This window comes from Pseudomonas sp. NFX1, from assembly GCF_051123555.1.
In the GTDB taxonomy this organism is placed as follows: Bacteria; Pseudomonadota; Gammaproteobacteria; order Pseudomonadales; family Pseudomonadaceae; genus Aquipseudomonas; species Aquipseudomonas capeferrum.
Window position 1 is genome coordinate 1,958,204 of the sequence record NZ_CP169366.1, and the last position, 25,442, is coordinate 1,983,645.

At 63.4% G+C, this 25,442-nt stretch carries 30 protein-coding genes and 1 pseudogene; 16 read left to right on the forward strand and 15 right to left on the reverse strand.

From position 1 onward, the window contains the following. The first annotated feature begins 26 nt into the window (after positions 1-26). Genes DJ563_RS08495 through DJ563_RS08520 form a run of 6 tightly spaced genes read left to right on the forward strand, consistent with a single transcriptional unit; the run spans position 27 to position 4,989 of the window. Positions 27-449: a nuclear transport factor 2 family protein gene (locus DJ563_RS08495; protein WP_274099252.1), complete on the forward strand. Its 423-nt coding sequence runs from the start codon at positions 27-29 to the stop codon at positions 447-449. Then, on the forward strand, positions 446-1,198 hold the full coding sequence (locus DJ563_RS08500; RefSeq protein ID WP_274099253.1) for an SDR family NAD(P)-dependent oxidoreductase: 753 nt from the start codon (positions 446-448) through the stop codon (positions 1,196-1,198). The genes DJ563_RS08495 and DJ563_RS08500 overlap by 4 nt, the downstream gene beginning before the upstream one ends. Positions 1,199-1,204: 6 nt before the next feature. Continuing rightward, a complete protein-coding gene (locus DJ563_RS08505) occupies positions 1,205-2,452 on the forward strand; it encodes an NAD(P)/FAD-dependent oxidoreductase (protein WP_274099254.1) in 1,248 nt (415 codons plus the stop codon). Further along, positions 2,449-3,258 carry a DUF1365 domain-containing protein gene (locus tag DJ563_RS08510; RefSeq protein ID WP_434519277.1) on the forward strand — a complete coding sequence of 270 codons (810 nt, stop codon included), beginning with the start codon at positions 2,449-2,451 and terminating at the stop codon, positions 3,256-3,258. Before DJ563_RS08505 ends, DJ563_RS08510 begins: the two co-directional genes overlap by 4 nt. Next, positions 3,233-4,495: a class I SAM-dependent methyltransferase gene (locus tag DJ563_RS08515; RefSeq protein WP_434519278.1), complete on the forward strand. Its 1,263-nt coding sequence runs from the start codon at positions 3,233-3,235 to the stop codon at positions 4,493-4,495. Before DJ563_RS08510 ends, DJ563_RS08515 begins: the two co-directional genes overlap by 26 nt. Then, positions 4,495-4,989 carry a DUF2878 domain-containing protein gene (locus tag DJ563_RS08520; RefSeq protein WP_434519279.1) on the forward strand — a complete coding sequence of 165 codons (495 nt, stop codon included), beginning with the start codon at positions 4,495-4,497 and terminating at the stop codon, positions 4,987-4,989. The genes DJ563_RS08515 and DJ563_RS08520 overlap by 1 nt, the downstream gene beginning before the upstream one ends. A 21-nt stretch (positions 4,990-5,010) precedes the next feature. Here the strand turns inward: DJ563_RS08520 and DJ563_RS08525 are convergent, their stop codons facing one another. Next, complete coding sequence (locus DJ563_RS08525; protein ID WP_274099258.1) at positions 5,011-5,547, reverse strand: DUF3833 domain-containing protein; 537 nt, start codon at positions 5,545-5,547, stop codon at positions 5,011-5,013. Between the two features lie 222 nt (positions 5,548-5,769). Here DJ563_RS08525 and DJ563_RS08530 point away from each other — a divergent pair, with 222 nt between their 5' ends. The 6 genes from DJ563_RS08530 (at position 5,770) to DJ563_RS08555 (ending at position 11,937) form a co-directional block, all read left to right on the forward strand. After that, entirely contained in the window at positions 5,770-6,261 is a 492-nt protein-coding gene (locus DJ563_RS08530; protein WP_274099259.1) for a DUF1543 domain-containing protein, read from the forward strand. A gap of 313 nt (positions 6,262-6,574) precedes the next feature. Further along, positions 6,575-7,621, forward strand: a complete 1,047-nt coding sequence (locus DJ563_RS08535) for a diguanylate cyclase (RefSeq protein WP_434519708.1) — start codon at positions 6,575-6,577, stop codon at positions 7,619-7,621. 364 nt (positions 7,622-7,985) lie between these two features. Next, entirely contained in the window at positions 7,986-9,395 is a 1,410-nt protein-coding gene (locus DJ563_RS08540) for a circularly permuted type 2 ATP-grasp protein (RefSeq protein ID WP_434519280.1), read from the forward strand. 3 nt (positions 9,396-9,398) lie between these two features. Further along, complete coding sequence (locus DJ563_RS08545) at positions 9,399-10,349, forward strand: alpha-E domain-containing protein (protein WP_434519281.1); 951 nt, start codon at positions 9,399-9,401, stop codon at positions 10,347-10,349. Further along, positions 10,346-11,125, forward strand: coding sequence for a transglutaminase family protein (locus DJ563_RS08550; protein ID WP_033698462.1), 780 nt, complete (start codon positions 10,346-10,348; stop codon positions 11,123-11,125). Before DJ563_RS08545 ends, DJ563_RS08550 begins: the two co-directional genes overlap by 4 nt. A 77-nt stretch (positions 11,126-11,202) precedes the next feature. After that, positions 11,203-11,937, forward strand: coding sequence for a proteasome-type protease (locus DJ563_RS08555; RefSeq protein ID WP_274099261.1), 735 nt, complete (start codon positions 11,203-11,205; stop codon positions 11,935-11,937). A gap of 47 nt (positions 11,938-11,984) precedes the next feature. Here DJ563_RS08555 and DJ563_RS08560 read toward each other — a convergent pair whose 3' ends face one another. The 3 genes from DJ563_RS08560 to DJ563_RS08570 all read right to left on the reverse strand — a co-directional run bounded on the left by DJ563_RS08560 (position 11,985) and on the right by DJ563_RS08570 (position 13,873). Then, on the reverse strand, positions 11,985-12,695 hold the full coding sequence (locus DJ563_RS08560; RefSeq protein WP_434519282.1) for an anti-sigma factor: 711 nt from the start codon (positions 12,693-12,695) through the stop codon (positions 11,985-11,987). After that, the gene (locus tag DJ563_RS08565) at positions 12,692-13,237 is read right to left on the reverse strand and encodes a sigma-70 family RNA polymerase sigma factor (RefSeq protein WP_434519283.1); all 546 of its coding nucleotides are present in this window, start codon (positions 13,235-13,237) and stop codon (positions 12,692-12,694) included. The genes DJ563_RS08560 and DJ563_RS08565 overlap by 4 nt, the downstream gene beginning before the upstream one ends. 102 nt (positions 13,238-13,339) lie before the next feature. Then, entirely contained in the window at positions 13,340-13,873 is a 534-nt protein-coding gene (locus tag DJ563_RS08570; RefSeq protein WP_274099263.1) for a DUF3455 domain-containing protein, read from the reverse strand. 188 nt (positions 13,874-14,061) lie between these two features. On the opposite strand from DJ563_RS08570, the gene DJ563_RS08575 reads away from it, so the two are divergent. Then, positions 14,062-14,601 carry a type 1 glutamine amidotransferase domain-containing protein gene (locus tag DJ563_RS08575; RefSeq protein WP_434519284.1) on the forward strand — a complete coding sequence of 180 codons (540 nt, stop codon included), beginning with the start codon at positions 14,062-14,064 and terminating at the stop codon, positions 14,599-14,601. A gap of 134 nt (positions 14,602-14,735) precedes the next feature. After that, entirely contained in the window at positions 14,736-15,239 is a 504-nt protein-coding gene (locus DJ563_RS08580; RefSeq protein ID WP_095064529.1) for a CinA family protein, read from the forward strand. A gap of 40 nt (positions 15,240-15,279) precedes the next feature. On the opposite strand, the gene DJ563_RS08585 is transcribed toward DJ563_RS08580, so the two are convergent. Then, on the reverse strand, positions 15,280-15,420 hold the full coding sequence (locus DJ563_RS08585; RefSeq protein ID WP_274099265.1) for a hypothetical protein: 141 nt from the start codon (positions 15,418-15,420) through the stop codon (positions 15,280-15,282). 415 nt (positions 15,421-15,835) lie between these two features. Here DJ563_RS08585 and DJ563_RS08590 point away from each other — a divergent pair, with 415 nt between their 5' ends. Both DJ563_RS08590 and DJ563_RS08595 read left to right on the forward strand, forming a co-directional pair. Further along, complete coding sequence (locus DJ563_RS08590) at positions 15,836-16,300, forward strand: hemerythrin domain-containing protein (protein WP_274099266.1); 465 nt, start codon at positions 15,836-15,838, stop codon at positions 16,298-16,300. Positions 16,301-16,378: 78 nt separating this feature from the next. Then, positions 16,379-16,627: a hypothetical protein gene (locus tag DJ563_RS08595; RefSeq protein ID WP_033700117.1), complete on the forward strand. Its 249-nt coding sequence runs from the start codon at positions 16,379-16,381 to the stop codon at positions 16,625-16,627. A 25-nt stretch (positions 16,628-16,652) separates the two neighbouring features. On the opposite strand, the gene DJ563_RS08600 is transcribed toward DJ563_RS08595, so the two are convergent. The 10 genes and pseudogenes from DJ563_RS08600 to pedF all read right to left on the reverse strand — a co-directional run bounded on the left by DJ563_RS08600 (position 16,653) and on the right by pedF (position 25,422). Further along, positions 16,653-18,380, reverse strand: a complete 1,728-nt coding sequence (locus DJ563_RS08600) for a PAS domain-containing hybrid sensor histidine kinase/response regulator (protein WP_434519285.1) — start codon at positions 18,378-18,380, stop codon at positions 16,653-16,655. Continuing rightward, the gene (gene ercA, locus DJ563_RS08605; RefSeq protein ID WP_033698473.1) at positions 18,364-19,527 is read right to left on the reverse strand and encodes an alcohol dehydrogenase-like regulatory protein ErcA; all 1,164 of its coding nucleotides are present in this window, start codon (positions 19,525-19,527) and stop codon (positions 18,364-18,366) included. The genes DJ563_RS08600 and ercA overlap by 17 nt, the downstream gene beginning before the upstream one ends. An 89-nt stretch (positions 19,528-19,616) precedes the next feature. Then, positions 19,617-20,759 (reverse strand): pyrroloquinoline quinone biosynthesis protein PqqE, encoded by a 1,143-nt coding sequence (gene pqqE / locus DJ563_RS08610; RefSeq protein ID WP_434519286.1) that lies wholly within the window; start codon positions 20,757-20,759, stop codon positions 19,617-19,619. Then, positions 20,737-21,009, reverse strand: coding sequence for a pyrroloquinoline quinone biosynthesis peptide chaperone PqqD (gene pqqD, locus DJ563_RS08615; protein WP_186656103.1), 273 nt, complete (start codon positions 21,007-21,009; stop codon positions 20,737-20,739). Before pqqD ends, pqqE begins: the two co-directional genes overlap by 23 nt. After that, positions 21,006-21,143: pseudogene (locus tag DJ563_RS08620) on the reverse strand (pyrroloquinoline-quinone synthase PqqC); the annotation flags it as partial. The pseudogene DJ563_RS08620 and the gene pqqD, both read right to left, overlap by 4 nt. 53 nt (positions 21,144-21,196) lie before the next feature. Continuing rightward, on the reverse strand, positions 21,197-21,268 hold the full coding sequence (gene pqqA, locus DJ563_RS08625) for a pyrroloquinoline quinone precursor peptide PqqA (RefSeq protein ID WP_003253598.1): 72 nt from the start codon (positions 21,266-21,268) through the stop codon (positions 21,197-21,199). Positions 21,269-21,497: 229 nt separating this feature from the next. Continuing rightward, on the reverse strand, positions 21,498-23,018 hold the full coding sequence (gene exaC, locus DJ563_RS08630; protein WP_186664273.1) for an acetaldehyde dehydrogenase ExaC: 1,521 nt from the start codon (positions 23,016-23,018) through the stop codon (positions 21,498-21,500). A gap of 173 nt (positions 23,019-23,191) precedes the next feature. Then, complete coding sequence (locus tag DJ563_RS08635; RefSeq protein WP_434519287.1) at positions 23,192-24,133, reverse strand: quinoprotein relay system zinc metallohydrolase 1; 942 nt, start codon at positions 24,131-24,133, stop codon at positions 23,192-23,194. 41 nt (positions 24,134-24,174) lie between these two features. Next, on the reverse strand, positions 24,175-24,942 hold the full coding sequence (locus tag DJ563_RS08640; RefSeq protein ID WP_434519288.1) for a quinoprotein dehydrogenase-associated SoxYZ-like carrier: 768 nt from the start codon (positions 24,940-24,942) through the stop codon (positions 24,175-24,177). Positions 24,943-24,960: 18 nt separating this feature from the next. Next, positions 24,961-25,422, reverse strand: coding sequence for a cytochrome c-550 PedF (gene pedF, locus DJ563_RS08645; RefSeq protein ID WP_434519289.1), 462 nt, complete (start codon positions 25,420-25,422; stop codon positions 24,961-24,963). Positions 25,423-25,442: the final 20 nt, after the last annotated feature.

The window sequence follows — 25,442 nt, forward strand, 5'->3', positions numbered from 1 at the left end:
TTGTACAGGATTGCCTGGAGCCCAGTATGTCAGCGTACCTACAACAATTCGCCGAGCGCTTCGCCAGCCTCGATGGGGATAACCTAGACGCGCTGGAAAAACTGTACAGCGAAGAGGTCACCTTTCGCGATCCCCTGCATCAGATACAGGGGCTACCGGCCTTGCGGGCCTACTTCGAGCAGTTGTACGCCAACGCCCACGATATCCGCTATGCCTTCACCAGCGTCGACGAGGTGAGGCCCGGGCAGGGTTACCTGCGCTGGACCTTGCAGTTTTGCCACCCACGCCTGGCCCGCGGCCAGCAGATCACCTTGCAAGGCTGCAGCTGCTTGCATTGGCGCGACCGTGTGCATTTTCACCAGGACTATTTCGACGCCGGCGCCCTGCTGTATGAACACCTCCCGGTCATGGGCAGTGCTATCCGCTGGCTCAAAGGCAGGCTGGCATGAGCCGCTGCTGGTTGACCGGCGCAAGCAGCGGTATCGGTGCCGCACTCGCGCAGATACTGCTTGAACAAGGCCACCAGGTTGCTCTGGGGGGGCGCCTCGCAGAGCGCCTTGCCCCCTTGGCTGAACGGTTCCCCGGGCAGGTATTGCTGGCCATTGGCGATATTGACGACCCGCAGCAGGTGGCCGCTATCGCCGCCCGGATCGAGCAGGCCTGGGGCGGGCTGGACATGGCCATTCTCAATGCAGGCACCTGCGAATACCTGGAGCCGGGCCATTTTGATCCGGCCTTGGTCGAACGTGTGCTGCGCACCAACGTGCTGGGTGTCAGCTACTGCCTGGCGGCGGCACTGCCCTTGCTTCGCGCCGGCCAACGTCCCCACCTGGTGGTGATGGGCAGCTCGGTAAGCTGGCTGGCCTTGCCTCGCGCTGGCGCCTACGGCGCATCCAAGGCTGCGGTGCGCTACCTGGTGGAGTCACTGCGCATCGACCTGGCACACGAGGGCATCGCAGTCACCTTGGTCAGCCCAGGCTTCGTCGACACGCCATTGACCCGGCGCAACGATTTCCCCATGCCGCAGCTGTGGCCCGCGCAGCGCGCAGCCCGGCATATCGCCAGGCGCCTGCAGCACCGCCCGCTGGAAATCAATTTCCCCGGCCTTTTTACCTGGGTGTTGCGCCTGCTCGGGGCGCTGCCCGCGCGCCTGCGCCTGGCACTGGGCCAACGCCTTGCCCGCCATGAACAGGAATGATGATTCATGCGTATAGCAATCATCGGCAGTGGCATCGCGGGGCTGACCTGCGCCCATCTGCTGTCACGCAAGCACGAAGTGACTGTTTTCGAGGCCGAGCAATGGATCGGGGGGCACACGCATACCTTCGATGTGATCTGGCAAGGCGAGCGCCATGCGATAGACACCGGTTTCATCGTCTTCAACGACTGGACCTACCCGCACTTCATCCGGTTGCTCGACCAGCTCAAGGTCGCCTCGCAGCCGACCGAGATGAGTTTCTCGGTGCATGACCCGATCACCGGCCTGGAATACAACGGTCATGACCTGAACACACTGTTCGCCCAACGCCGCAACCTGCTGTCCCCAGGGTTCTGGGGGATGCTACGGGATATTCTGCGTTTCAACCGCCAGGCAGTCGCCGACCTCGACGCCCAGCGCATCGACGCCAACACCACCCTGGGCGCCTACCTTCAGGCGCACCGCTATGGTCGGCGCTTCATCGACCACTACATCGTGCCGATGGGTTCGGCGATCTGGTCGATGTCCCGCGCAGACATGCTTAGCTTCCCCCTAGCGTTTTTCGTGCGCTTTTGTCGCAATCACGGCTTGCTGTCGGTCACCCAACGGCCGCAGTGGCGGGTGATCAAAGGCGGTTCGCGCGGCTATGTTGCGCCGCTGTGCCGACCGTTTGCCGAACGCATCCGCCTCAACTGCAAGGTTTACCGGGTCAGCCGCGACGAACGTGGCGTCACCGTCGTCAGCGCTGCCGGCAGCGAACGCTTCGACAATGTGGTGTTCGCCTGCCACAGCGACCAGGCCCTGGCGCTGCTGGACACCCCAAGCCCGCAGGAGCGCGCCGTGCTCGGCGCCATCGGCTACGCCAGCAACGACGTGGTGCTGCACACCGATACCCGTCTGCTACCAGGCCGCAGGCGCGCCTGGGCCAGTTGGAACTACCGCCTGGGCGGGCCAGAGCAGGCCCCTGCGGCGCTGACCTACAACATGAACCTGCTGCAAGGCATCAAGGCGCCGACCACCTTCTGCGTGAGCCTCAACCAGACCGCGCAAGTAGACCCGGCGCAGATCATCGCCCGCTTCCAGTACGCCCACCCGCAGTACAGCCTTGCGGCCTCCGCCGCGCAGGCGTGCCAGGCGCAGTTGCAGGGCCAGCAACGCAGTTACTTCTGTGGCGCCTACTGGGGTAATGGTTTTCACGAAGACGGGGTAGTCAGCGCGCTGAAGGTGGCCGCGCATTTTGGAGAGCAGCTGTGAACAGCAGCCTTTGCCTGGGCTGGGTCAGCCACCGGCGCCTGACGCCGCGGCGCCACGCGTTCCGTTACCGGATCGGCATGTTCTACCTGGACCTGGACGAGCAAACCTGGCTGCTGGGCCTGTCACGCTGGCTGGGGCGCTGGCGCCTGGCGCCGCTGTGCTGGCGCGAGACCGACTACCTGCCCGCGCTGACCCGCCAAGGCGAGCCGCTGGCCCAGGCCGCACGCTTGCTGGTCCACCAGGCGACAGGGCATCTGCCCGAAGGCCCTGTGCGCCTGCTCACGCAACTGCGTTGCTGGGGGCTGTCGTTCAACCCGGTGAGCTTCTACTTCTGCCATGACCGCGACGGGCGCCTCGCGGCGATTCTGCTGGAGGTGCGCAACACGCCGTGGCGTGAACGCTTTCACTACGTGCTGCCAGTGCAGGGCAACCTTGCCAAGCGCTTCACCGTGGCCAAGGCCTTCCATGTGTCGCCGTTCATGCCCCTGAACATGGACTATCACCTGCGCTTCAGCCTGGACGCGGCGCATGTACGCATTCACATGCAGAACTGGCAAGGCGGCCGCAAGGTGTTCGAGGCCGACCTCACCTTGCAGCGCCAGCCACTGGATGCACCGGCGCTGCGCCGCTACGTGCTGACCTTCCCCTGGATGAGCCTGCACACCGTTCTGGCCATCTACTGGCAAGCGCTGCGCCTGTTGTGCAAGCGCACCCCCGTCCATGACCACACCACCCGCCAGGGCGACCTGGCGCTCGGCCAACCTTGCGAGGACCCTGAACATGTCGAATCCCACCCTGAGCGTTAGCAAGTTCGCCGGCCTTGCGCCCTTACTCGGCGGGCTGGCACGAAGCGCCGTGCTTGCCCAGATGGGCAAACTGCGCCACGGCCACCTGCGCCTGCTCAGCCACGGGCAGCAGTGGAGCTTCGGTGATGCCGAAAGCCTGCTGCAGGCCGAGGTGGAGATCCTCGATGACGCTACCTGGAGCCTGATCGCCGGCAATGGCTCGATCGGCGCGGGCGAAGCCTACATCCACGGCTACTGGCGAAGCCCCGACCTGGCACTGGTGACGCGCCTGTTCGTCGCCAACCTGGAAGTGCTCGATGCGCTCGAAGGTGGCCTGGCCCGCTTCGGCCGCCCTGCCCTGCGCCTGCTGCACCGGCTCAACCGCAACAGCAGGCGCGGCGCCCGGCGCAACATTCTGGCGCACTACGACCTGGGCAATGCCCTGTTCGAGCGGCTGCTGGACCCGACCATGATGTATTCTGCCGCACAGTTCGAGTACCCCGGGCAAACCCTGGAGCACGCCCAGTTGCACAAGCTGGAGCGCATCTGCCAGAAGCTCGAACTGCGCCCTGACGATCACCTGCTGGAGATTGGTTGCGGCTGGGGCAGCCTGGCGATCCACGCCGCCACTCGGTACGGCTGCCGGGTCACCACCACGACACTCTCCGAAGCCCAGTACGCCCATACCTTGCAGCGCGTTCAGGCCCTGGGGCTGACGCAGCGCGTGACGGTGCTGCGCGAAGACTACCGCGACCTTCAAGGCAGCTTCGACAAACTGGTATCGATCGAGATGATCGAGGCAGTCGGGCATCGTTACCTGCCGGTGTACTTCCGCCAGTGCGCCTCGCTGCTCAAGCCCGAAGGCCTGATGTTGTTGCAAGCGATCACCATCCGCGACCAGCGCTATGCCCAGGCACGGCGCTCGGTGGACTTCATCCAGCGCTACATCTTCCCCGGTGGCGCCCTGCCCTCGCTGAGCGTGATGCTGGACACCGCCAGCCGGCAGACTGCACTCAACCTGGTGCACCTGGAGGATTTCGGCCTGGACTATGCCCACACCTTGCAGCATTGGCGCGAAAACCTGCGCCAGGCGCGCACAGCGCTGATGGACCTGGGCTACGACGACATGTTCCAGCGCCTGTGGGAGTTCTACCTGTGTTATTGCCAAGGCGGCTTCGAGGAGCGCGCCATCGGTGTGGCGCACCTGCTGTGGGCGGCCCCCCAGGCACGGCGCGCGCCCTTGTCTGGCTACGCGTGATGCGCGGCCGCTGGCTGCTCGCCAATGCGCTCTGGTTACAGGCTGGGTGGTGGGCCTGCGTGCTCGGCGCGCACCGCCCTTGGTTGTTGCTGCTGGTGCCACTGGGCCTGGCCGTGCACCTGCGCCTGTGCCTGGGCTTCAACGCCGAGGTCAAGGCGCTGTGGCGCGTTGCGTTGGCCGGCTGCCTGCTCGATAGCATGATGGGGGCACTGGGCGTGTTCAGTTTCGACGCCTGGCCGCTGCCGCTGTGGCTGGCACTGCTGTGGTGGGTGCTGGCCAGCGGCATGCGCCACAGCCTGGCATGGGCCGGCAAGCGCTACTGGCTCGGCGCGTTGCTGGGCGCATTCGGCGGCCCGTTGGCGTATGTCGGCGGCGCCAGGCTGGCGGATGTCGCCTTGCCTTTGGGCGCGATGGAAACCGGCCTGTTATTGATGCCGGTGTGGGCATTGGCCCTGCCACTGCTTTCGCGTCTCGCGGCGTCGCCGTCACGTTGAGCGGGGCAAGCGCGTTCAGCTTCAGGGCGTGCCCGCTGGCAAGCGGCGGAAGAACAGGGTGATCTGGCCGACTTCCACGCCCAGTTTGCTCATGCTCGTGCGGTTGATGAGGGTGTCTTCATCCATGAGGTACATCCAGTCGTCCATGTCCACCTGCCAGTGCCGCCCGTCGACCGGCAGGTCCAGTTGGTAACGCCAACGCAGCGCATTCCCCGCCACTTCGCCACGCGCCTCGCCGATCACGTCCCCCGCTGTTCCGCGCCAGCGGCCAGGGCCGTCCGGCAGCAGTGTCCAGGTGCGCTGCTGGCGCGTGCCATCGCTGTATAGAAAATGCTCGTCGAGGATCAGCCGCTCACCTTCGCGGCGGCTGTCGATGCGCACGTGGAAGCGCTTCACCACCTCGCCGGAACGCTTCTGGAACATCCCCCAGGCCTGCACCGGGCGCGAGAAGAACGCCGCCAGGTCCAACTTCGGTTGCGTCTGGGCATAGTGCTCGACACCGACATTGCCACAGCTTCCCAGAAGCAGACAGGCAACCAGCAACAGCGCTTTGTACATGTTCAGCTACCTCGGTCGTTGCCCGCCAGCCCGAGTCCCTGGCCAGCGGACCGAGCCAGAGGGCGAAGAACGCCCTGCAGGCCTCGACACCTCGACAAATATTATACAATAGTAGCTTATTGCATAGATATTACCTGGGTTTGTATAGATTTCTAGGAACTCCACACTTGCCCTGCAAATCCCGCAAAATACGCCGTCTACTGCTCCCTGAAGGAATTGCTCATGCTGTACGTAGTCATGCTCGGTGGCCGCCACCCACGGGCCAGTATCGAGGTACACGACGTGCTGTTCGCACAGGCGGACTCACTGCAGCAGGCGTACCCGCAACTGCGCCAGGACTGGTTCGGCAGCCGTGCAGGCCTGCACATCGACTCGTGGCTGGAAGTCGACGGCATCGATCACTACCGTGTCGCGTTCAGCCAGCTGGCGCCAGGCGCGGATGACCCACGGCTGTTCTTCATCAACCTGGGCGGCTACGAGCCCAACGTGTTTGGCGAGGCGCACCGCTACCTGCTGGTGGTGGCCAGGGACAAAGCCCAGGCCAAGCAACTGGGCAAGCAACGCCTGCAGGCGGGCTGGCTCAAGCCTCATACCGATGCAGTACTGGAGGTTGACGACTGCCTGCCCGTCGACCGGGTGGGCGAGCGTTATGTGCACTTGATCGAAGGTGCCCATGGCGGGCTGCGTCAATACAGCGACTACATCCTGCTCTGAGGTTCAAACGCCGCCTCACCGGCGGGAATCAGCCCGCACTGACACCCGGGTGCCTGGCTTTCGGATTGTCATGAAACAGGCTATGTTCGGCGAGACTCGACTGCGCGTCGCCAGCACCGACTTCGATCAAGGGAAACTTCATGCAGCAACGTGAACTGCTGACAACCGTTGCAGGTGCCTGCGAAGTGCCGCAACGCGCTACCGTTCAAGCGTGGCAGCGGCAGCCATGACAGACCTTGATCCTCGCGATGAAATAGCGCACTCGGTAAGGACGGACCGCCTGAAACAGCTGTTCGTCCAGTCGGCGCCCGCTGTGCTGGGCAGCTACTTGGCAGCCATCATGTTGTGCTGGCTGGGCTGGGAGCGTTTCGACCAGCAAAGGGTGGTCGCCTGGATGGCTGTACTCAGCCTTTCGACGGCCCTGCGTACCGCCATGTTCCTCACCTACCTGCGCGCTCCCGCCAGCCAGCGCACGGCTGAACGCTGGGAGTGGCGCTACTGGGCCACGCTGGTACTGTCGGCGGCAACCTGGGGCTTGGGTGCATTGGCTGTGATGCCGGCCGACGACCTGCTGGGGCAGACATTGATCATGCTGTTTGCCGTGGGCATGTCGGTCAGCGCCGTGTCGTGTTACTCGTCATACCGCAACATGACCGTGGTATCGATCGCCCTGGTTTTGCTGCCCTGCACCGGTTGGCTGCTATTGCAGCCTTCCGCGCTGCAACAGGGGATCGCACTGGCGGTACTGGTGTTCGCATCGTTCGTCGTCAACGCGACGCAAAGCCTGTCCTCAGCCCTGTTGACCGCGTGGCGCCTGAAACACGAAATGGAACACGCCCACCGCCTTGCCATGGTGGCTTCGTGCACGGACGAACTGACCGGGCTGAACAACCGACGTGCCTTTTTCGACTCGGCATCGGTGCAGCATGCCCGCTGCAGGGCGGGTTGTACCTTCGTGGCCGTGCTGATGCTGGACGTCGATCATTTCAAGCAGATCAACGATACGGCCGGGCACGCGGCGGGCGACCAGGTGCTGCAGCGGATCGGTGCCGTGATCAGCGCCAGCCTGCGTGATGACGACATAGCCGGCAGGCTGGGCGGCGAGGAGTTCGCCATCCTGCTGCCCGATACGCCTCTGCACACCGCCACCGAGATCGCCGAGCGCTTACGGGCCCTGATAGCCAAACTGAACGTCAACGTCGAACACCCGGTGACCGCAAGCATAGGCCTGGCGTTCGCAACAGCCCCCGCGAGTGAACTCGGTGCGTTGCTCAGTAGCGCAGACAAAGCCATGTACCACGCCAAGGCATCCGGCCGTAACCGGGTGACGGTCGTCGACCAGATGCCCGCCGCCGTCTGACAAGAGGCAAGTCTGCCCCGATTTGGTTCAACCCTGCCATCACGCCAAACCTTGCACTCAATTGATGCAGGGCAGCCACGCGCTCGGCATGCGCCCCTGCATCCAGCTGCCACAAATCCCCGCCAATTCGTCTGATACCGCTGCAGTTCTGCTACTTGAACGCGCACATCTGCTTTTTTAGCGCCATTTTCCCTCCCGATCCATCCGCCCTGCCCGTTCCGGCATTGTCATTGCAAAGCGAGTTCACCCCTTAACCCGAGGCGATCCATAGAAACCGCATCCACAAGTAAATGCAGTACCGCACCCTGTTGTGAATGGATGAATGTGCAACAACACTGCCGACGAGTCGTGGCAAGGAGTGGGTATGTCCCGGGCTTTTTTCAATGAAATGTATGAGGCAAACGGAAGTTGCCGCCCGCACTATCAGGAGTTCGCCCGCTGGCTGGCGAACACGCCGCTGGCATTGTTGGAGCAGCGGCGGCACGAAGCCGACCTGCTGTTTCATCGGGCCGGTATCACTTTCACCTTGTACGGTGACCAGCAAGACACCGAGCGGTTGATCCCCTTCGATATCATCCCGCGCAGCATCCGCGCCAGCGAATGGCGCATCGTCGAACGCGGGTGTATCCAGCGCGTCCAGGCGCTGAACCTGTTCCTGCAGGACATCTACCACGATCAACGCATTCTCAAGGCCGGCATCATTGCGCCCGAGCAGGTGCTGGCCAACGAGGGCTACCAGGTCGCCATGCAGGGCCTGAACCTGCACCGTGGGCTGTACGCCCACATCGCCGGCGTCGACCTGGTGCGTGACAGTGACGGTACGTATTACGTACTGGAAGACAACCTGCGCACGCCCAGCGGCGTCAGCTACATGCTCGAAGACCGCAAGATGATGATGCGCCTGTTCCCCGAACTGTTCGCCGCCCAGCGCATCGCACCCATCGACCACTACCCCAACCTGCTGCTGGACACACTCAAGAGTGCCAGCCCGCTGGACAACCCGACCGCCGTGGTGCTCACCCCGGGGCGCTTCAACAGCGCCTACTTCGAGCATGCGTTCCTGGCTCGGGAGATGGGCATCGAGCTGGTCGAAGGCGCCGACTTGTTCGTGCGCAACGACCATCTCTACATGCGTACCACCGCCGGCCCACAGCAGGTGGATGTGATCTACCGCCGCCTGGACGACGAATACCTTGACCCGCTGTCGTTCAACCCTGACTCGATGCTGGGCGTACCGGGGCTGATCTCGGTGTACCGGGCTGGCAACGTGGTGCTGGCCAACGCGGTGGGCACCGGCGTTGCCGACGACAAGTCGATCTACCCCTATGTCGACGACATGATCCGCTTTTACCTGAGCGAGGAGCCGATCCTGAAGAACGTGCCCACTTGGCAATGCCGCAAGCCACAGGACCTTTCCCACGTCCTGGCCCACCTGCCCGAGCTGGTGGTCAAGGAAACCCAAGGCTCCGGCGGCTATGGCATGTTGGTCGGCCCCGCCGCCACAGCGGCGCAGATCGAGGACTTTCGCGCCCGCATCAAGGCGCGCCCGCACGCCTACATCGCGCAGCCCACGCTGTGCCTATCCACCTGCCCGACCTTTGTCGAAAGCGGCATCGCGCCGCGCCACATCGACCTGCGTCCGTTTGTGCTGTCAGGCAGTGAAACCCGCCTGGTGCCCGGTGGCCTGACCCGCGTTGCGCTGCAAGAAGGCTCGCTGGTGGTCAACTCGTCGCAGGGCGGCGGTACCAAGGACACCTGGGTGGTGGAGGACTGACCCATGCTTTCGAGAACCGCTTCCGATCTGTACTGGATGTCCCGCTACCTGGAACGCGCCGAAAACCTCGCACGCATGCTCGAGGTCAGCTACTCGCTGTCGCTGATGCCGCAAGCCGGGCGTTCGGATGGCCACGCCGAGCTGGCCATGTCGCTGCTGGCGTCCGGTACGCTGGACGATTACATCCGCAAGCACACCGAGCTGGACCCCGAGCGCATGCTGCACTTCTTTGCGCTGGACGCGAGCAACCCCAGCAGCATCTATTGCTGCCTGCAAGCTGCCCGCACCAACGCCCATGCGGTACGTGGGCGGATCACCGCCGACATGTGGGAAAACATCAACGCCACCTGGATCGATATGCGCAACATCGCCAGCAACGGCCTTGGGCGCTATGGCATCAGCCAGTTCTGCGACTGGGTCAAGGAGCGCTCGCACCTGTTCCGTGGCGCGACCTCCGGCACCATCATGCGCAACGATGCCTACAGTTTCATTCGCCTGGGCACCTTCCTCGAGCGGGCGGACAACACCCTGCGCCTGCTCGATGCCCGTTATGAAATGTTCGGAGAAACCTCCGAGGAGGTCAGCGACGACTCTGCACGCGGTTACTACCAGTGGAGCGCCTTGTTGCGCGCCCTGACCGCCTACGAAGCCTTCAACGAAATCTACCGCAACGCGCCCAGCGCGCGACCGGTGTCGGAGCTGTTGCTGCTGCGCGTCGACGTGCCGCGTTCGCTGCATGCCTGCATCGACGAGCTCGACCAGATTCTTGCCGGCCTGCCTGGCAATACCGGCCGCGCCGCACAAAGGCTGGCCGCCGAACTCAACGCACGACTGCGCTACACCGCCATCGACGAGATTCTCGAAGCCGGGCTGCACCTGTGGCTGACCGACTTCATCGGCCGCATCCACCAACTGGGCCAGACCGTCCATAACGCCTATCTGGAGGTCATATGAAACTGTCCATCCGCCACGACACCACTTACAGCTACGCCAGTGACGTCTGCAACAGCATCCAGTTCCTGCGCCTGACACCGCGCAGCAGCGAGCGCCAGCGCATCCTCGACTGGCAATTGGATTTGCCCTGCAAGGTGAACAGCCAGATCGACCCCTATGGCAACATCCTGCACGTGCTGACCCTGGAAAAGCCCCATGGCCACCTGGCCCTCACGGCCAGCGGCCAGGTGGAAATCGACCCGGACTGCGAGCATGAGGCCGGCAGCCAGTCGCCCCTGCCGTTCCTGCGCAGCAGCCACCTCACCCAGGCCAGTGACGCGCTCAAGGCCTTCGCCACTCAGCAGTGTGGCGAGCGCCGCGACCGGGCAGCGTTGACTGCGTTGATGCAAGGCCTGGCCGACCATATGCCCTACAGCCCAGGCGCGACCTCGGTAGGCACCACGGCCATCGAGTCGTTTGCCGGCGGTGCCGGGGTGTGCCAGGACCATACCCACGCGTTCCTGGCCTGCGCCCGCAGCCTGGGTATCCCGGCACGCTACGTCTCCGGCTACTTGTGCACCGAAGACGAAACCCACCTGGCCAGCCACGCCTGGGCCGAAGCCTGGATCGATGAAGCCTGGTACAGCTTCGACGTCACCAACCGCCTCACCCGGCCCGAGCGTCACCTGAAACTGGCCGTCGGGCTGGATTACCTCGATGCCTGCCCAGTCCGCGGCGTGCGCCGGGGTGGCGGCGTCGAATCCATGCAGGCAAGCGTTCAGGTGCATCGCCAGTAACCCCCCGGCGCAACACCAGCAGGCCCCGGCGTGCCGTGTGCGGCGGGGCCCTCCATTCAAAGCACAAGGTAAACAGCATGACCTACTGTGTCGCTATGCACGTGGCGGACGGGCTGGTATTCATCTGCGACTCACGCACCAATGCCGGCATCGACCAGATATCCACGTTTCGCAAGTTGTTCGTTTTCAGCGTGCCGGGCGAGCGGCTGATCGTCCTGCAGACCGCCGGCAACCTCGCCACCTCGCAATCGGTGGTCAACCTGCTCGAACAACGCAGCCGGGGCACCGGCACCCACCTGCTGAACGTCGCCACGCTCTACGATGCAACGGTACTGGTGGCCGAAACCCTTCGCGAAGTGGTTGCCCGTGACCGCAGCAAGCTGACAGCCCAGATCGACCTGAGCGCCTCGTTCATGGTGGGCGGGCAGATCGCCGGCAGCCCCATGGGCATCTACAACGTCTATGCGCAAGGCAACTTCTTCCAGGCCACCCAGGACACCCCCTTCCTGCAATTGGGCGAGAGCAAGTACGGCAGGCCGATTCTGGACCGCAACCTCACCTACCACACGCCCTTGGACGAGGCGGTGCGCTGCGGCCTGATCTCATTCGACTCCACCATCCGCAGCAACCTGTCCGTGGGCATGCCCCTGGATCTGCTGGTGTATGGCAAAGACAGCTGCACAGCAAGGGAGCCGGTTCGCATTCATCACGACGACCCTTACTACAGCCAGATCCGCAAGCAATGGGGTGATGGCTTGAAAAACCTGCTGGCCGAACTCACGCCACCCCCACGGGATTTCATGGCCCAATGAGCGAGGTCGAAACACGCCGTCGGCTGGCGACCGAGCAGCCTCCATACTCAAATAACCTTCACCGCACGGCCTATGAACTTCACCGGCCCGGTCGGCCGCCCGGTGGGCGAGCCACCGGCTTTTTCGAGCGTCAGCTCGAACAGTTGGTCGGGTTCTAAAGGCGGCATGCTGCTGGCGGGGACGCGGTATTGCTCGCCTGGCTTGATCAGCCCCAGCGAAACGGGCGCGGGCCATTGCGAGCCCTTGGTCCAGAACTGCAGCGCCATGCCGTCAGGTACAGCGTCCTGGCCCAGGGGGATGAGCTCCAAGGCCCGCCCATCGCTTGCCTGCACCACCCATCCCGGCGCCTGGTCCGTCGGTGCAACCAGCACCACCAGGTAGCGCGGCGACGGTGCCTGGCTGACCAGCAACAGAAACGTCAGCACCAGGCTCGCTGCGATGCCCACGGCACTCACCCCCTGCCACAGGCGAAGACGCTGCCACCACGCCACGGACGGTTTGGCAAACCACCCCGCGCGCTCGTCCAGGCTGCGCTCTATACGCCCCCATAAGCGGGGGCTGGGTGTCGAGGGTTGGGCAACACCGGTCAGGGCCAGCAGGCGTTCTTCCCACGCATCCACAGCCCGCTGCAGGCGCGGGTCATGCGCCATGCGCGCGGCCAGCGCCGCGCGCTGGTCGGCAGGCAGTGTGCCGAGTACGTACTCCCCTGCCAGCGCCTCCAGCGCGTCCTGGTCTTGATCGGCAGCATCCGCTTTCATCCCATGCACTCTCTGAGAGCCTTGAGGCTTCGCTTGATCCAGGCTTTGACGGTACCTAGTGGCGCGTCGAGCAGGCTAGCGATCTCGATGTGGCTGCACCCGTCCACATAAGCATGCAGGATGCACCGTTGAGGTGACGGCTGCAGTTGCTCCAGGCAGCGGTAGATCCTGCTCGAACCCGACCATGCCTCATCATCGGCACCCGGGAACACGGCGCCGATGGCGTCGATATCGCTTTCGTCAAAAGCGACTTCACAGCGCACGTCACGTATGTGATTCAACGCCAGGTGCCGGGTGATGCTGTAGATCCAGCCCCGTGCCGAACCGCGCGCCGGGTCGAAACTCGCGGCGCCGGTCCAGATGCGGATGAAGGCATCGTGGACGATATCCTCGGCGGTTGCGTCATCCCTGGCGATGCGCCGCGTGACGCCCAGCAAGCGTGCGCCTTCATGGGTGTAGAGCGCCTGCAAGGCGCGCCGATCGCCTTGAGCGCACGCCGCCAGGCATGCCTGAAAATCGAAGGGGGTAACAGGCAGGTTCAACGTTCGATCACTCCTAGCATTACCGAGTGCAGCCCCAGCCTTGAGGCCAGGTCTGGCGGTAAGGGTAGATGATCAATCACCCGCCGGCTGCCACAACATCGATCATTTGGCGGCCCAGAACACGTAGTCAGCCTGGTACTTGACGATTTGTCGCTCGCCTTTGTTCTGCGCCATGCAGCCACTTTGCGGCGCAACGCCACCATGGGTCGCAACGCGCTGGATGTAGCTGACGCCGTGCATGGCACCTGGGCCTTCGGCGGGGTTGGCCTTCACCAGTTGATACGGCAGCGCGGTCTTGTCCACGGGCGCCACAGCGAGCTGGGTCCCGGTGATTTTCGAACCGTCCTTGGCTTGCCAGGTGGCAGGCGGGCCGAAGTAGTCGCCCACTGCCTTGCCCGAACGGTCATTGAGCACCGCTTTCGGGCCTACGAATACCCACTCGGTCTGCCCCGGCATGCTGGCCTTGTCGCGGCATTCGTAGGTGATTTCGCCCACGCCCACGGTTTCCAGGACCACCTTGTGGCCTTCGGGCACCTTCACGGCATCAGGCAGGCCTTGTTGAGCGTGGGCTGTGTGTGAGGCCAGAACCAGGGCCAGGCCAGCGACGAGCGAGCAGGAAACGGATGTGAAGGTCATCGTGCAAACTCCTGATAGGGGGTGGTCGGGGCTGCAGCAAGGCTGCCCCTGTCCTGATTACCCGCCACCGTCCTGTTTGGATGCACCCCTGCACAAAAAAATGTGAGGACGCTGACGCACAGCGTCGGAACTTTGCTGGCTTGTCGCAGGCCTTCTTTCTCAGGTGTATTGATAAAAGGAGATACCCGATGAGTGCGCAACTCAGTGGCAAGCGCGTGGCCTTTCTGGTCACTGATGGTTTCGAACAGGTGGAACTGACCGGTCCTCGTGATGCATTGAAAGATAACGGCGCAGTGGTCGATATCCTGAGTGACACGCCAGGCACCGTTCGCGGCTGGAATCATGACAAGCCTGCCGACGAATTTAGCGTGGATGCAACCTTCGACGATGCCCAGCTCGACCTCTACGATGCCCTTGTACTGCCTGGCGGCGTACAGAACTCCGACACCATTCGCCTGATACCCGGCGCGCAGGAACTGGTAAAAGCTCACGATTCGGCCGGTAAACCATTGGCGGTGATCTGCCATGGTGCATGGCTACTGGTGTCCAGCGGCCTGGTCAAAGGCAAGCGGATGACCAGTTACAAGACTCTGCAGGATGATATCCGCAACGCCGGCGGCACCTGGGTGGATGAACAGGTGGTGGTGGATGGCAACCTGATCAGCAGCCGCCAGCCAGATGATATTCCCGCGTTCAACCAGCAGTTGATCAGCGCCCTGGCAGGCTGAACCTGCCCCTTGCAGCCCCTTGCATCGCTCAAGGGGCCTGCACGCCTCAGCTCAGACGAAACGGGCAATAACACGCTGAACCATTTGCCTGTGTGCCACGTCCACCGCACAAGCATTCATGAGTCGAAACCAAAATGGCGTGCGATCCCGTGCTGGCAGTGCTCGGCTACCTCAAAGACCACCAGTTGGTACTCACCACGGCGGAATCCTGCACGGCAGGCTGCATGATTGCATTGCTGGCCGCCTACCCGGGTGCAGGGGAAGTGCTTGAAAGCGGCTACGTGGTGTACTCACCCACGGCCAAGAAGCGTCTGTTGGGCGTGAACCCGCAAACCATCGAGCGCTATGGCCTGACCAGCGAGGCCGTGGCCTGGGAAATGGCATTAGGTGCGTTGAAGGACAGCGATGCCAATGTCGTTATCGCAACCACCGGCGTAGCCGGGCCTGGCCAGGCATCGGGGGTTCTACCCGGCACACTGTGCTTTGCCTGGGCTTTTGCCGGCGAACCCATCGCAGTGTTTACCCGTACCCAGCGATTCTTTGGGGAACGTGCGCAGGTCATGCACGAGGGCGCCCTGTATGGGCTGACCCGGCTGGGTCACTACTACGAGCGCTGGCTGCGCGGGGACCGCGCCTGAATAACGGACACTTCATGAGGGCCACAGTTTCGTCCAGGGTTTACTGAACCAGGATGGCGTGATGAACCTCGATAGACGGGACGGGCACCACACTGCGCCGCGTCGTCAGCCACTCACGCATCCGTGCGGTATCGAAGATCTGCCCCTCTTCCATCATCACCAGAACCAGCGCTTGGGACATTCGGTAGCACCCGCATTGCGAACAGTGACGCTCTTCCCACCCCGCCGAACACTCGACGGATTCGGCATTTCCCGCGCAAATCAGACAACTCATGAAGCCCCCTTCTGCTTATTTTTGGTAGGAGGTTGAAACAGGGTTAACGAGATGAACTATTTCTCATAGTTACCATGAGATTTCCATGCCAATTCGAAATTCCCTGTTTTTTGGGGGGTGGGATTGCATTTGGGCTACAAGGTGCTCGCCAGTGCATTTTTAGCGCCTGTCAGATCGAGCGCCGCGCGGGCGGCGCTTGATCTTCGCGACACCTCCAAGCCCAAGACAAGCACGCCAACCATCATCCTTGTTGAACCCTGCTGCACAAGCTCGACTCAATGCCTAGGAAGCCTGTATCAACCCCCCGCACTGAGGTGACGACATGAATGCTATCGATCTGCTGGTTCAAGACCACAAGGTGGTGAAAAAGCTGCTGGAAGAACTGTCTTCGACCACTGAACGTGCCGTAAAGAAACGCGCTGAACTGCTGCATCGGATTGAACAGGAACTGCAGGTCCACACCGCCCTGGAGGAAGACATCCTCTACCCCGCGATCAAACAGGCCGGTGGCAAGGAAGAAGCCAAGATGTATTACGAAGCGAAGGAAGAGCACCGCACCGTCGATTCACTGGTGCTGCCTGATCTGCTTCATACCGAAACCGGCACCCTGGAATTCGCCGGGCGGGTCAAGGTGATGAAAGAGCTGCTGGAGCATCACATCGAGGAAGAGGAAGGCGAGCTGTTCCCGACGGCCAAGAAGCTGCTGGGCAAGAGCCAGCTGGAAGAGCTGGGGCTGGCCATGGAAGCGCAGAAGAAACTGCTCAAGAGCGAGCAGCGCGCCGCTTGAATCGAGTGCGCCGTGCCGGGGCCCTCTCGGCTCGCCCTGGCAGGCGCCCAGTAAGAAAATGCGTTGGGATTGGCGTTGATGGCGAACTGGATCGAATTGCTGGAATGGCCTGCCATGGCGGTCACGGTACTGGCCGCCTGGTGCATAGGCTCGCGCCGCGCCGGGCGTCGCAAGATTGGCTTCTGCTGTTTCATTGCCAGCAACCTACTGTGGTCAGTCTGGGGCTGGCACGCTCAGGCCTGGGCGTTGATTGTGCTGCAGGTAGTGCTATGCCTCATGAACCTCAGGGGCTGGAAGAAGAACACGGCTGCCGAGCTCCAGTCGTGACGTTCACCTTGGCTGCAGGGGCCTGTTAACCCAGCAACTGGCTCAATACCGCGCGCAATTTCCCCGGTTTGACGGGCTTGTTCAACAGCGGCGCACCGAGCTTTTGCAAAGCACGCCGGCACTGATCGCTGCGGTCTGCGGTGATGATCACCGCGGGGATGGTGGCGTTGAAATGCTCACGCAAGTGCCGGACCACCTCGCAACCCACAACCCCGTGATCCAAGTGAAAATCCGCCAGGATCAGCTCCGGTGCCTGCCCCTGCAAGGCCAACAAGGCCCCTGCCTGGTCGGTTGCGGTCACCACCTCGCAGCCCCACTGAGCCAGCAGCGCGCGCATGCTTTCGAGAATGCTCACTTCGTTGTCCAGCACCAGCAGCCGGCGGCCGGGCAACGGGTTACCGGCGCCGGGCTGCGGCGCGCTCTGGTGGATTGGCAACGGTACTTTCTCGCCGATCGGCACCTCGATGCTGAACATCGAGCCACGGCCCGGCCATGACCGCACCTGGATCCGGTAACCGAGAATCTTGGCGATCCGCTCAACGATGGCCAAACCCAGGCCTACGCCTTTGCGATCAGCGGCGCGGCCAACGTCCAATTGGTTGAACTCAAGGAAAATGGCCTCCAGCCGATCCTGCGCGATGCCACGCCCGGTGTCCCACACCTCCAGGCGCAAACAGGCGCCGCGACGCCTGGCCCCCAGCAAGATCCGGCCCTGGTCGGTATAACGGCAGGCGTTGCTGAGAAAGTTGCGCAGGATCCGCGTCATCAGCCGCAGGTCGGTGCTGATAGCGTAGTCACCGATGCGTGCCCGCAGTTTAAGGCCTGCCGCGTCGGCCACCGAGCGGAATTCCGAGACCAGCGGCCCGAGCAGTTCATCGAGGCGGTACAACGCCACGTCAGGCTTGACCGCCGCCTGGTCGAGCCGGGAAATGTCCAACAGGTCGGTGAGCAGGTCCTCGGCGCCCTCCAGAGCCTGATGGGTACGCTCCACCAGCACCTCCTCGGCCTCCGGCAATGGCCGTTCGCGCAAGGTCGAGATCAGCAGGCGTGCGGCATTGAGCGGTTGCAGCAGGTCATGGCTGGCGGCAGCCAGGTACTTGTCCTTGCTGCGGTTGGCGGTTTCCGCGGCGTCGCGAGCGTCGCGCAGGGCCCGGGCGATCTGTTTACGCTCGGTAATCTGCTGTTGCAGGTTGCGGTTGGCCTCCAGCAGTTCATCGGTACGGGCAGCCACCCGCTGCTCCAGTTCGTCATTGAGCTGTTGCAGGCGCTGCTGGGCCTGCTTGCGTTCGGTGATGTCGGCGACAAAACCTTCCACCAGCCCTTGCTGGCCGGGTTTGAGCAGCAGGTTCATCAGCACATCGAGGTGGCTGCCGTCCTTGCGCCGCAAACGGGTTTCGTAGCCATGCAGGCTGTGTTCACGTGCTAGGGACGCGGTAATGGCGTGCAGCTCCTCGGCACCGCCGACAAACAGGTTGGCGGCCAGGTCGGTCAGGGAAAACAACACCGCCTGCGGGCTCTCGTAGCCGAGCATGCGCGCCAGCGCCGGGTTGGCGGCACGCATGCCCTCTTGCAGGCTGGCCTGAAAAATCCCATGGACGGCGTTCTCGAATAGCCATTTGTAACGGTTGCGCTCGGCTTCCAGTTCGTCCAGGCGCGCCGCCAGTTCCGGGTAATGGCTCTTGCGCGCCGAGTGGTCGCCCAGCCCCAACAGCCCGGCCAGTGCCCGCTGCTGCTCGTCAGAGGGCCTCGCCATAGACGACCTCGACATCACGTTGGCTCGACTCGCGAGGGTTGGTGAGGATGCACGGGTCACCCATCGCGTGCTGCGACAAAAACGGAATGTCGGACGTGCGCACCCCATGCAGACCAAGGGTTTCATGGAAGCCGATAGCGCGCTTCAACGCGATCAGGTGGTCCACCAGGCGCGCGCAGATCTGCCGGTGGTTGAGACCGCGGCAGTCGATGCCAAATACCTCGGCAATCACCTTGAAGCGCTCCGGGGCCGAGCTGTAGTTGAACGCCACCACGTGCTCCACCAGCACGGCGTTGCACAAGCCATGGGGTAAGTCGAGGAACCCGCCCAGGCTGTGGGACATGGCGTGCACCGCGCCAAGAATCGCATTGGAGAACGCCAGGCCGGCCTGCATGCTGCCCAGCATGATTTTCTCGCGCAGGGCGATATCGCCCGGGTTGGCGATCATCTGCACCAGGTTGCCATTGATCAGGCGCATGGCCTCCAGCGCATGGGGGTCAGTCAGCGGGCCGTGGCCGGTGGAGACGAAGGCTTCGATGGCATGCACCAGCGCGTCGATGCCGGTGCAGGCAGACAGGAAGGGGTCCATGCTCAGGGTGGTTTGCGGGTCGATCAGCGAAACGTCCGGCACCACGGCCTTGCTGACGATGGAGAACTTCATGCGCTCCTGCTGGTTGGAAATGATCACGAACTGCGAGACGTCGGCCGAGGTACCGGCCGTGGTGGGGATCAGAATCAGTGGCGGGCTGGGCACCCGGATCATGTCCACGCCTTCGAACTCAAGGATGCTGCGCCCGTGGGCGACCACGATGCCAATCGCCTTGCCGCAATCCATCGGGCTGCCGCCGCCGACGGCGACAATCACGTCGCAGTGGTTTTCCCGGTAGATCTCGGCACCGAGCATTACCTCTTCGACCCGTGGGTTGGGCGACACGGCGCTGTACAGGCAGTAATCGATGCCTTGCGCCTGCAGGCTGGCCTCGACATCCGCCACCCAACCGGCGGCAATCACGCCGGGGTCGCTGACCACCAGCACCTTGCGGGCACCGAAGGTCTTGGCGTAGTTGGCGACGTTATGCCGGCAGCCGGCACCAAAGATGATTTCAGGCGAAACGAACTTGCGAAGCGGGCTGAAGCTCTGGCTCATCGGAAAGCCTGTTTTTTTTGTTCTGAAAGGTAACCGCCAGCGTAAAGCATCCCGCAACGAAAGCAACCAGACCAAAGGGTGGCAAGGGCTCAGCCCCGAAAAATCAGGCGCGACGCCTTTTCGTTGCGCAAGGTCAGTTGCACCATGCCCTGCCCCGCTGCCTGCGCCTCCTCCCGGGCCTTGAGGATGACGCCGTGGTGCGGCGACTTGCTGCACACAGGGTCGGCATTGGCCGCATCGCCGGTGAGCATGTAGGCCTGGCAGCGGCAGCCACCGAGGTCCTGGTGCTTTTCATCGCAGGAGCGGCAGGGCTCCTTCATCCAGGCCGTGCCGCGAAAACGGTTGAAGCCGAAGGCGTCGTTCCAGATATGCTCGATGCTGTGTTCGCGCACGTTGGGGAAGCTCACGGGCAGCTGCCGGGCGCTGTGGCACGGCAGCGCAGTGCCATCCGGGGTGATGTCGAGAAACAGATTGGCCCAGCCGTTCATGCAGGTCTTTGGGCGTTCTTCGTAGTAGTCCGGCGTGACGAAAATCAGCTTGCATGGATGTCCCTCGGCCTCCAACCGCTGGCGATAAACCTGGGTAATCCGTTCGGCCCGTTGCAACTGCTCACGGGTCGGCAACAGGCCTGCACGGTTGAGCTCGGCCCAGCCGTAGAACTGGCACGTTGCCAACTCGACGAAGTCCGCCTGCAAGGCCAGGCACAGCTCGATGATCTCGGCAATCTGGTCGATGTTATGCCGATGGGTCACGAAGTTCAGCACCATCGGATAACCCTGGGCCTTGACCGCCTGGGCCATCGCCAGCTTCTGCGCGAACGCCTTGCGCGAGCCGGCCAGCAGGTTGTTAACCGCCTCGTCGGCGGCCTGGAAGCTGATCTGGATATGGTCAAGCCCGGCGCGCTTGAAGTCGCGGACTTTCTGTTCGGTCAGGCCGATGCCGGAGGTGATCAGGTTGGTGTAGTAACCCATGCCCCGCGCGGCCTCGATCAGCACTGCCAGGTCTTGGCGCACCAACGGTTCGCCGCCAGAGAAGCCCAGTTGCGCGGCGCCCATCGCCCGCGCCTCGCGGAACACCCGGATCCATTCTTCAGTGGTCAGCTCCTCGCCCTGTTGGGCAAAGTCCAGCGGGTTGGAACAATACGGGCACTGCAGCGGGCAGCGGTAGGTCAGTTCCGCCAGCAACCACAGCGGCGGCCCCGGGCGTGGCTCATTCGATCCAGTATTTGGCACGAGCCACCTCCAGAAACGCCAGCACATCTTCATCCAGCCCCGACACGCCGGGGAAGCGTTGCGCCAGTCTGTCGATGATCAGCGCCACGCTGCGCTGGCCGTCGAGCAATTCGAGGACCCAGCCGGCGCTGGCATTGAGGGTGATCATGCCTTCGGGGTACAGCAGCACATGGCAATCCTGGCGTGGCTCCCATTGCAGGCGAAAACCGCGGCGCAAGCCCAGCACCTGCTCACGCTCGATCAGCTTCACAGGGTAATCCTCCGATGCCAGACGTTGTCCCGAGTGACGCTGTGATACGGCAGCCGCTGCAGCCCATACGCCATGCTCATGGCATCGAGCATGCTCCACAGCACATCGAGCTTGAACTGGAGGATCTCCAGCATGGGCTGCAATTCCCAGAGAAGAAACGGCCATCGCAACGATGGCCGCAAGGCCATCAACGATTGGCGAAGTACATCGTCACTTCGAAGCCAATGCGCAGGTCGGTAAAAGCGGGTTTAGTCCACATGGGGCAGTCCTCTTCTAATGCCGGGCGATTCCGGTAGAGGCATTAATGCACGGGGGGCGACGGGGCCGAATGCTACTTTGGAACGAGCTTGCGGGGTGCGTTGGTAGGGGGTGACACGGGACATTACGCAAACGGGTGACGCGCGCGGGGAGGCGCCCACCCAGAGCCCTCCCCGCGTGCGTCGTTGCATCCAGGCCCAGCGGCACCCTACCGCTGGGCCTGTGTGCGCTTAGAAGAAGCCCAGCGGATTGATGTCGTAGCTCACCAGCAGATTTTTGGTCTGCTGGTAATGGTCGAGCATCATCTTGTGGGTCTCGCGGCCCACCCCAGACTTCTTGTAACCACCAAACGCCGCATGCGCCGGGTACAGGTGGTAGCAGTTGGTCCACACGCGACCGGCCTTTATCGCCCGGCCCATGCGGTAGGCGCGGTTGATGTCGCGGGTCCACAGCCCTGCGCCCAGGCCGAACTCGCTGTCGTTGGCGATCGCCAAGGCTTCGGCTTCGTCCTTGAAGGTGGCCACGCCCACCACCGGGCCGAAGATCTCTTCCTGGAAGACGCGCATCTTGTTGTGGCCCTTGAGCAGGGTCGGCTGAATGTAGTACCCACTGGCCAGGTCGCCGTCGAGCCGCTCGGCGCCGCCGCCGGTGAGCAACTGCGCGCCCTCGTCCTGGGCGATCTGCAGGTAGGAGAGGATCTTGTCGTATTGCTGCTGCGAAGCTTGGGCGCCGACCATGGTTTCGGTGTCAAGCGGGTTGCCGCGGGTGATCCTGCCGATCTTCTTCATCACCTCGGCCATGAACGGTTCGTAGATCGACTCCTGGATCAACGCCCGTGACGGGCAGGTGCAAACCTCGCCCTGATTGAAGAACGCCAGCACCAGGCCTTCGGCGGCCTTTTCGATGAACGCAGGTTCGGCCTGCATGATGTCTTCGAAAAAAATATTCGGCGACTTGCCGCCCAGCTCCACGGTGGACGGGATGATGTTCTCGGCCGCGCACTTCATGATGTGCGAGCCCACCGGGGTGGAACCGGTGAAGGCGATCTTGGCAATGCGCTTGCTGGTGGCCAGGGCCTCGCCGGCTTCACGGCCGAAGCCCTGGACGATGTTCAGCACACCTGCGGGCAGCAGGTCGGCGATCAGCTCGGCAAACACCGTGATCGACAAGGGCGTCTGCTCGGCGGGTTTGAGCACCACGCAGTTACCGGCGGCCAGGGCCGGGGCAAGTTTCCAGGCGGCCATCAGCAGCGGGAAGTTCCACGGGATGATCTGCCCGACCACGCCCAGCGGTTCATGGAAATGGTAGGCCGTGGTCAGTTCGTTGATCTCTGCCGCGCCCCCTTCCTGGGCGCGGATGCAGCCGGCGAAATAACGAAAGTGGTCTGCTGCCAGCGGCACGTCGGCATTGAGGGTTTCGCGTACGGCCTTGCCGTTGTCCCAGCTTTCGGTCACAGCGAGCACTTCCAGGTGCTGCTCGATGCGGTCGGCGATCTTCAGCAGCACCCGCGCGCGCTCCTGCACCGAGGTCTTGCCCCAGGCTTCGGCGGCGGCGTGCGCGGCGTCCAGGGCCAGGTCGATGTCCTGGGCAGTGGAGCGTGGGAATTCGGCAATCGGTTGGCCATTGACCGGCGAGCTGTTGGTGAAGTACTGGCCACCCAACGGTGGCACAAACGCGCCGCCGATGAAATTGCCATAGCGGGGTTTGAAGGCCACGACAGCGCCTGGCGTTCCGGGTTGTGCGTAGATCATGCTGAGCCTCTGCGGGTCGATGCCTGTCCGACGACGGGCGATGGAGCCATGGTAAAAAGCCCCGCGTGCCGGACGAATGCATCGTTGGCAGTGGAGGTCTCGTCATTTGGTAGTAAGGCACGAAGGGTCGGGGGGTCAGTTTGAGGGTTGTGGTGGTGCGTATATCCTGATCCCTACAACCCCACCCTACCCCCATCAACGCGCTGCAACCGCTGACGTTCGTAACGCGGATAAAGATGGCTGACACTGCGGATCAATTCATACCGGCTCAAGCTGATACTGGCAAACCGCTCGGGAATCGGGCTGCGGATCATCTCGACCATGTCATCCCCCCGCGCTGCACCCTCACGCATCAGGCCATCGAGCCAGCCCAGGTAGTCGCGCATCTGCGCAAACGGCCGCGCATCGCTGGCCACCGGCCCGTGCCCGGGTACAACCCGCTTCCAGGGCAAGGCTTGCAGGGTATCCAGGTCCTTGAGCCAAACCTCCAGCCCCGGGCTGTTGGGCGTGGTCAGAGCACGCTCATGGAACACCAGGTCACCCGCAAACAGCACGCCCGTCTGCTCATCGAAAATCGCCAGGTCAGCGCCGGTATGCCCGCCCAACGCCAACAGCCGCAGCCGGTGGCCGCCAACCTCATGAACGCCTGGTTCCAGCACCCGGGTCGGCAGCACCACCTCAGTGCCGCGCATCCAGTCGCCGACCAGGCGGTACATGTTCTCGGCCATGGCATCGCCCTGCTGGCGCAGCAGCTCGCCGGTGCCTGCCAGGGCGCTGATGGGGACATCGGCAAAGGCCTGGTTGCCCAGCACATGGTCGGGGTGGTGGTGGGTCAGCAGCAGTTCGACCACCGGCTTGTCGGTGGTTGCGGCAATGGCCTGGCGCATCGCTTCGCCATAGCGTTTGGACGGCCCGCTGTCGATCACCACCACGCCGCTGTCGGTGACGATGAACGCCGTGTTGACGACATTGCCGCCATTGCCCTTGGCGAAATTGTCGGTGCTGCCCTCCAGCAGCCAGGTGCCCTGCGCGATCTGCCGGGGCGTGAGGTGATAATCCAGGTCGGCCCAGCCCGGCAGGCTCAGGTACAGCAGCAATAGCAAGGTCCAACGCATGACAGGCGCCTCGGGTCAGGGGATGGAAACGAGCAACGCGCTCAGCGAACGGTCGCCTCGAAGCGATTGCCACTGTTGTCCTGCAACACCAGCCGGGTCAGCCCAGGGCCCTGGATATCGAAACCCAGGTTGGGGTTTTCGCTGACCGCCGGGTACAGTTCCAGGCCGGCCAGGCGCTGGCCCTGCGCATCTTGCAACTCGGCATGGTTGAGGAAGAATTCGGGGATGCCGCTGACCAGGCCGTTGTCCATCGGGTGGGCCACCTGCAACCGCAGGCGGCTGGTATCGCCTCGCGGGTAGCGCCCGCCCAGTACTTCACCCAGGTGGTCCTCCCAGCCGGGCTGGGTGCGCACCACGCTGGGCGCCGTACAGCCCCCACCTGCAGCATCGATCAAGGTCGAGCCCACATGCCACAATCCGTCGCGGGTCAGCACCGCCGCGCGCAGCGGCGTGGCCTGCTCGATGCGGATGCGCACCGACAGCCATGGCAGCACGCGCTCGCCCGGCTCGAAATCGACGATGCGCGGCAGCGGGTTGAGCTCGGCCCAGGCAATGATGCGTACCACCTCGCCCGCGAACGCCCGGGCGTCGATTTCCAGCGGCACCTGGCGTGCGTCCTCGGCAAAGGGCGGCGCCAGCAGCTTGACCCGATCATCGAAGACGAAAGCGGCCTGCCCCAGCAACTGCTTGTGGTAGAAGTCCCACATCACCGATGGTACCGGATCTGGGTGGGCACTCGCTTCGGTGGCCAGGGCCTGGGCTGCCCAAGGCATCCAGCAGGCCAGCAGCATCGTCGTTCGCCAGTTCATTACCTGCTCCTAAGGCTGTCACTCCTCCACGTGCACGCTGTCCAGGTAGGTGCGTACCGCCCACAGGGCTTCCTGGCTCAGGTAGTCGGCCATCTTTGGCATGTACACCCGCCCGTCACGCACCGCGCCGTGGCGTACCCGCTCGACAAACCATTCATCCCCGGCCTCGCCGACATCGAGCATGCGCAAGTCCGGGGCGATGCCACCGGACTTGGCTTCCAGGCCATGGCAGGCGGCGCAGTTCTGGTTGTATGCCGAGGCGCCGATTTCCACGGCCTTGTCATGTTCGGCGGAGGTACGGTACGGGTTGACCGCCGCCCAGCCGTCGCCGTCCAGGCTGACCCCGGCGTCCTTGATCGGGGTCAGGCCCTTGGTTTCCACTGCCTGGGGCACCACGTTGCCATGGGCCCAGGCCGTACCGGCCAGCAAAGCGCCGGCCAACAGGCCTGTAGCGAGCAAGACGTTGCGTTTTGTTGTCATTGTTATGCCCTCAAGTTGCA

What these genes read in the sequence shown, in the direction of transcription:
- DJ563_RS08495 (WP_274099252.1), top strand. Translation starts at nt 27, where the DNA reads ATGTCAGCGTACCTACAACAATTCGCCGAGCGCTTCGCCAGCCTCGAT.
- DJ563_RS08500 (WP_274099253.1), top strand. Translation starts at nt 446, where the DNA reads ATGAGCCGCTGCTGGTTGACCGGCGCAAGCAGCGGTATCGGTGCCGCA.
- DJ563_RS08505 (WP_274099254.1), top strand. Translation starts at nt 1,205, where the DNA reads ATGCGTATAGCAATCATCGGCAGTGGCATCGCGGGGCTGACCTGCGCC.
- DJ563_RS08515 (WP_434519278.1), top strand. Translation starts at nt 3,233, where the DNA reads ATGTCGAATCCCACCCTGAGCGTTAGCAAGTTCGCCGGCCTTGCGCCC.
- DJ563_RS08520 (WP_434519279.1), top strand. Translation starts at nt 4,495, where the DNA reads ATGCGCGGCCGCTGGCTGCTCGCCAATGCGCTCTGGTTACAGGCTGGG.
- DJ563_RS08525 (WP_274099258.1), bottom strand. Translation starts at nt 5,547, where the DNA reads ATGTACAAAGCGCTGTTGCTGGTTGCCTGTCTGCTTCTGGGAAGCTGT.
- DJ563_RS08530 (WP_274099259.1), top strand. Translation starts at nt 5,770, where the DNA reads ATGCTGTACGTAGTCATGCTCGGTGGCCGCCACCCACGGGCCAGTATC.
- DJ563_RS08540 (WP_434519280.1), top strand. Translation starts at nt 7,986, where the DNA reads ATGTCCCGGGCTTTTTTCAATGAAATGTATGAGGCAAACGGAAGTTGC.
- DJ563_RS08545 (WP_434519281.1), top strand. Translation starts at nt 9,399, where the DNA reads ATGCTTTCGAGAACCGCTTCCGATCTGTACTGGATGTCCCGCTACCTG.
- DJ563_RS08550 (WP_033698462.1), top strand. Translation starts at nt 10,346, where the DNA reads ATGAAACTGTCCATCCGCCACGACACCACTTACAGCTACGCCAGTGAC.
- DJ563_RS08555 (WP_274099261.1), top strand. Translation starts at nt 11,203, where the DNA reads ATGACCTACTGTGTCGCTATGCACGTGGCGGACGGGCTGGTATTCATC.
- DJ563_RS08560 (WP_434519282.1), bottom strand. Translation starts at nt 12,695, where the DNA reads ATGAAAGCGGATGCTGCCGATCAAGACCAGGACGCGCTGGAGGCGCTG.
- DJ563_RS08570 (WP_274099263.1), bottom strand. Translation starts at nt 13,873, where the DNA reads ATGACCTTCACATCCGTTTCCTGCTCGCTCGTCGCTGGCCTGGCCCTG.
- DJ563_RS08575 (WP_434519284.1), top strand. Translation starts at nt 14,062, where the DNA reads ATGAGTGCGCAACTCAGTGGCAAGCGCGTGGCCTTTCTGGTCACTGAT.
- DJ563_RS08580 (WP_095064529.1), top strand. Translation starts at nt 14,736, where the DNA reads ATGGCGTGCGATCCCGTGCTGGCAGTGCTCGGCTACCTCAAAGACCAC.
- DJ563_RS08585 (WP_274099265.1), bottom strand. Translation starts at nt 15,420, where the DNA reads ATGTCCCAAGCGCTGGTTCTGGTGATGATGGAAGAGGGGCAGATCTTC.
- DJ563_RS08590 (WP_274099266.1), top strand. Translation starts at nt 15,836, where the DNA reads ATGAATGCTATCGATCTGCTGGTTCAAGACCACAAGGTGGTGAAAAAG.
- DJ563_RS08595 (WP_033700117.1), top strand. Translation starts at nt 16,379, where the DNA reads ATGGCGAACTGGATCGAATTGCTGGAATGGCCTGCCATGGCGGTCACG.
- DJ563_RS08600 (WP_434519285.1), bottom strand. Translation starts at nt 18,380, where the DNA reads ATGGCGAGGCCCTCTGACGAGCAGCAGCGGGCACTGGCCGGGCTGTTG.
- ercA (WP_033698473.1), bottom strand. Translation starts at nt 19,527, where the DNA reads ATGAGCCAGAGCTTCAGCCCGCTTCGCAAGTTCGTTTCGCCTGAAATC.
- exaC (WP_186664273.1), bottom strand. Translation starts at nt 23,018, where the DNA reads ATGATCTACGCACAACCCGGAACGCCAGGCGCTGTCGTGGCCTTCAAA.
- DJ563_RS08635 (WP_434519287.1), bottom strand. Translation starts at nt 24,133, where the DNA reads ATGCGTTGGACCTTGCTATTGCTGCTGTACCTGAGCCTGCCGGGCTGG.
- DJ563_RS08640 (WP_434519288.1), bottom strand. Translation starts at nt 24,942, where the DNA reads ATGAACTGGCGAACGACGATGCTGCTGGCCTGCTGGATGCCTTGGGCA.
- pedF (WP_434519289.1), bottom strand. Translation starts at nt 25,422, where the DNA reads ATGACAACAAAACGCAACGTCTTGCTCGCTACAGGCCTGTTGGCCGGC.